4 protein-coding genes are annotated in these 3,918 nt (G+C 63.8%); 1 reads left to right on the top strand and 3 read right to left on the bottom strand.

Features of this window, described 5'->3' with window-relative positions; genetic code table 11:
- A partial coding sequence (locus tag AC1D1P_RS16890) for a glutathione S-transferase N-terminal domain-containing protein (RefSeq protein WP_477673765.1) occupies nucleotides 1-404 on the bottom strand: 404 nt, incomplete at its 3' end.
- A gap of 20 nt (nucleotides 405-424) precedes the next feature.
- Nucleotides 425-1,372: an oxygen-dependent tRNA uridine(34) hydroxylase TrhO gene (gene trhO, locus AC1D1P_RS16885; RefSeq protein ID WP_477673764.1), complete on the bottom strand. Its 948-nt coding sequence runs from the start codon at nucleotides 1,370-1,372 to the stop codon at nucleotides 425-427.
- 369 nt (nucleotides 1,373-1,741) lie between these two features.
- On the opposite strand from trhO, the gene AC1D1P_RS16880 reads away from it, so the two are divergent.
- Nucleotides 1,742-2,989, top strand: a complete 1,248-nt coding sequence (locus AC1D1P_RS16880) for an extracellular catalytic domain type 1 short-chain-length polyhydroxyalkanoate depolymerase (protein WP_477673763.1) — start codon at nucleotides 1,742-1,744, stop codon at nucleotides 2,987-2,989.
- A gap of 79 nt (nucleotides 2,990-3,068) precedes the next feature.
- Here AC1D1P_RS16880 and AC1D1P_RS16875 read toward each other — a convergent pair.
- Nucleotides 3,069-3,918, bottom strand: an 850-nt coding sequence (locus AC1D1P_RS16875) for an alpha/beta hydrolase (RefSeq protein ID WP_477673762.1), incomplete at its 5' end; no start/stop codon positions are given.

Genomic DNA, 3,918 nt, shown 5'->3' with positions numbered 1-3,918 from the left:
CGCTGCAGCTGCGCAAAAGCCTCGGTATTGCCTGCGGATTCTTCGGTGTAGCGATTCGGGTAKTTGTAGCGGTCCAGGCTGCGCTTGAAAGCACCGTCGTTGCCGGCAATCAGCGCGAGCATGTCATCGATGGACCCCGTGGGTGGTGAGAGCCAGCCCTCGGGATCATTGCGCCGCAGTGCCCACAGCATCACGTCCAGGCTTTCATCAATGACTTCGCCGCCGGGCAGCACCAGCACGGGCACCGTGCCTTTGGGTGACGCGGCCAGCATTGGCATGGGTTTGTTCTTCAACACGACTTCGCGCAGCTCGTGCGGCTCGCCACTCACGGCCAGCGCCAGCCGCGCGCGCATGGCATACGGGCAGCGGCGAAAGGAATACAGGACGGGCAGGGAGCTGTTCATGGCCTGAGACACCAGGTACTTCAGGTGCCGGATTGCCGCACGCCGATGTGCGCGGCATTGCGCGCTTCGGCCAGCTCGACCTGGCGCTGGCGCTCGCGGTAGCCGGTTTTCTGTTCTTCCGTGGTCTTTGCATGGCAGTGCGCGCAGCTCACGCCCAGCTCGTACAGCGGCGACTGGCGGTCTTCTTCGCTCAGCGGATCGCGGCACGAGCGGCACAGCGTGAAGGCGCCGGGCTTGAGGCCGTGGCCGACGGACACACGCTCATCAAACACAAAACATTCGCCTTCCCAGGTGCTTTGCGCCTCGGGCACGGTTTCCAGGTATTTAAGGATCCCGCCTTCGAGGTGGTAGACCTCTTCAAAGCCTTTGGAACGCAGCAGCGCGGTGGACTTTTCGCAGCGGATGCCCCCGGTGCAGAACATGGCCACCTTCGGCTTTTTGCCGTCATGCGCCGCCAGCTTGCCGYCTTCGGCCATTTCGCGCTCTACCCAGCCGGGCAGCTCTGAAAAGCTGCTGGTGTGCGGGTTGATGGCGCCGTGGAAGGTGCCGATGGACACCTCGTAGTCGTTGCGTGTATCGACCAGCACCACGCCCGGTTCGTTGATCAGCTGATTCCATTCCTGCGGCTTGACGTATTCGCCGGCCATCAGCGCGGGGTGGACTTCCGGCACACCCATGGTGACGATCTCTCGCTTGAGGCGCACCTTCATCCGGTAGAAGGGCATGGACTCAGCCCATGCTTCCTTGTGCTCCAGCTTCGCCAGGCGCGGGTCACTGCGCAGATAGGCCAGCACCGCGCGCACGCCGCCTTCCGGCCCGGCAATCGTGCCGTTGATGCCTTCTGCCGCAAGCAGCAGCGTGCCCTTGACACCATGGGCCTCACACTGCGCCAGCAGCGGCGCCTGCAGCTCGGCGAAATCGGGCAGCTCAACGAACTGGTAAAGGGCGGCGGTCAGGAATTCGGGCATGAGAAAACAGGCGAAAAGCGAAAAGAAATGTGCGGTCGTTCAAAAGAGGGCAAACAGGGCAAAGGCCGGAAAGCACGAAAAGACTCTAAATGGTGCGTGTACGCGCTGAAATGGCGCTGATAACGCGCCGAAATGGTACAAGCGCTCCCAGGCTCCATCGTAGCGGCTCGGGTTTTAGCATTTTGTAACCCCGATTTTGTGACGGAAAGCGCCGAATTCAATGTTTTATGGCCATGCTGGTAGACATTTTGTTGCAATGCAGCAAAATGACCGTGTACTTATTGATCTGGCGCAAATCCCTTCCTGGAAATCAAAGTAGACGCAGACCTCGAACCGACCCCAGATGGCCCCACCACTTTTTGTCAAACCATGTCCAGAAGCATAAGCAGTCTTTGGCTTAAAAGCATGCGCCGCATGGGCAAGGCCCAGCAGGCGCAGGGCTTGCGGCTGTTTGAAAGCCTGCTTCCCAAGGTCACGCCGGCGTTGCCTGCCACCACAACGCCGCGCCGGCGCAGGCCCGGGGTCAAGCTGTTGAAACCGGTGGTTGTCCGGCCCGCCAAAAAAGCCCGCCGGCCCACGGCGGCACAGGCCCGCGCCGCAGCCGGGTTGCCCGGCACCTGGCGCAAGGCCTGGTTTACCTTGCCCGGGGACGGCTTGCTGACGGATTCCCGGCGCATGCTGTATTGGCTGTATCTTCCTGCCGCGGCCGCTACGGCCACTACGGCCATTACTGCCGGGGTTCCCGATGCCCCTGCAGCACCGCGCCCGCTGGTGGTCATGTTGCACGGCTGCCAGCAGACGGCGGCTGACTTTGCAGCGGGCAGCCGCATGAACGAACTGGCCGAGCGCAAGGGTTTTGCGGTGCTGTACCCCCAGCAATCCAGTGCGGCCGACGCCCACCGCTGCTGGCACTGGTACAAGCGGGCCACACAAAACGGGGAGGGCGATGTGGGCGTGATCRCCGCCATGATTTCCCAGGTGCAGCAAAAACACGGGCTTGACGCTTCACGAACTTACGTGGCGGGCCTGTCGGCCGGCGCCGCGCTGGCGGCCATCGTGGCACTGCGCCACCCGGAGTTGATCGCGGCCGTGGGCATGCATTCCGCACCCGTGTTCGGCACCACCCACTCGCCCTTCAGCGCCTACCGGGCCATGCAACACGGCTCGGGCTCGTCTTACGATGCGGTGGCGCGCTTGTTTGCCAGCGACCAGCCGGCGTTCCCGGGCATGCCGGCCATCCTGATCCATGGCGACAACGATGCCGTGGTGCGGCGGGTGAACGCCGAGCAGCTGGCCGAGCAGTTCGAAATCATCAACAACCCGGTCATTACCCAAAATGCGGCCCGCCTCGAGCCGGTGGTTCGCCGTTACCCCGAGCGCCGCAGCGGCAGGCGGCCACGCCATGCCTACCAGACCACGACCTGGTACGCCGGCCGCAAGCCGCAGCTGGTGAAGTGCGACGTAGATGCCCTGGGCCACGCCTGGAGCGGCGGAGACGCCAGCATGGAATACAGCGAGCCTGAAGGCCCCGACGCCACGCTGATGATGTGGACGTTTTTCACCTACCACCGCCGCAATGCCGCTCCGGCCGCGGCAGAGCCTGGTGCGGCGAAGTAGCTGAGCCTGATTCGCTATCAAATAAATAGCGTCTTGCGCCCGTTTACTGCGGGCTGCAGCCTGTATTTACTTAAATCCATCAGCGCGGCAGCAGCCCCGCCATAAAGCCGTCTACCGCATCGGTATACCCGCCGGGCAGGCCCAGCGTGGTGTTGACCTGTTCGTGCGTCAGGTCTTGCGGCAGCACGCTGGCCCGCACGCCTTTGGCCGTCACTTTCGCAGCAAAGTCACGCGACTGTGCGCAGGGGTCATCCGCCCGTTGTGTCGAGCAGACCAGCAGCATCGGCGTGGCGTCAGCCGCCAGCACGCTGGTGGGCGACACAGTGCGCCAGTAGGCCGGGTCAGTGCCAAATACGCGGTCATAAAACCGCATGTGCCGCGCTTTCATGATGCGCTCAAGGTCCAGCGCGGCGCTGTCAAGTGCCACAGTGCCTAGCCACGGCCTGGCGCCTGACGTATAGGCCAATGCCGGCGAGGCACCCAGCAGTGCCACCAGGTGTGCGCCCGCCGAATGCCCCATAAGAATGACCTTGGCCGGATCGCCACCCCACGAGGCGGCCATGGCCTGCGTCTTGGCCAGGGCACTGGCCACATCGCGCGCCTGCACCAGCGGGTCAACCTGCGGCGACAGGCGATAGCCCACCGACACCAGGATGTAGCCCTTCTGTTTGACCCACCAGGCCACCTTGTTGTCGGTCACGTTGGCCATCGCCTTGTTGCCCACCATCCAGGCACCGCCGTGCACCATGACGATGACCGGTGCGTTGGCTGCCGGCTGCTGCGGCAGGTAGGCATCCATGCGCTGGCGCGGGTCTGTGCCGTAGGCGATATCGGGGATTTGGCGCACACCGGCCGGTACGGTGGATCTGGCGGTTTTTCTCGCCAGGCGGCCGCTGTCCTGCTGGGCAGGTGCCGGCCCGGCGTAGAGA

It is taken from the genome of Polaromonas sp. P1_E1_2, assembly GCF_056406035.1.
Note: the sequence above shows the minus strand (reverse complement) of the source record. Positions and strands in the feature narration are given on the sequence as shown.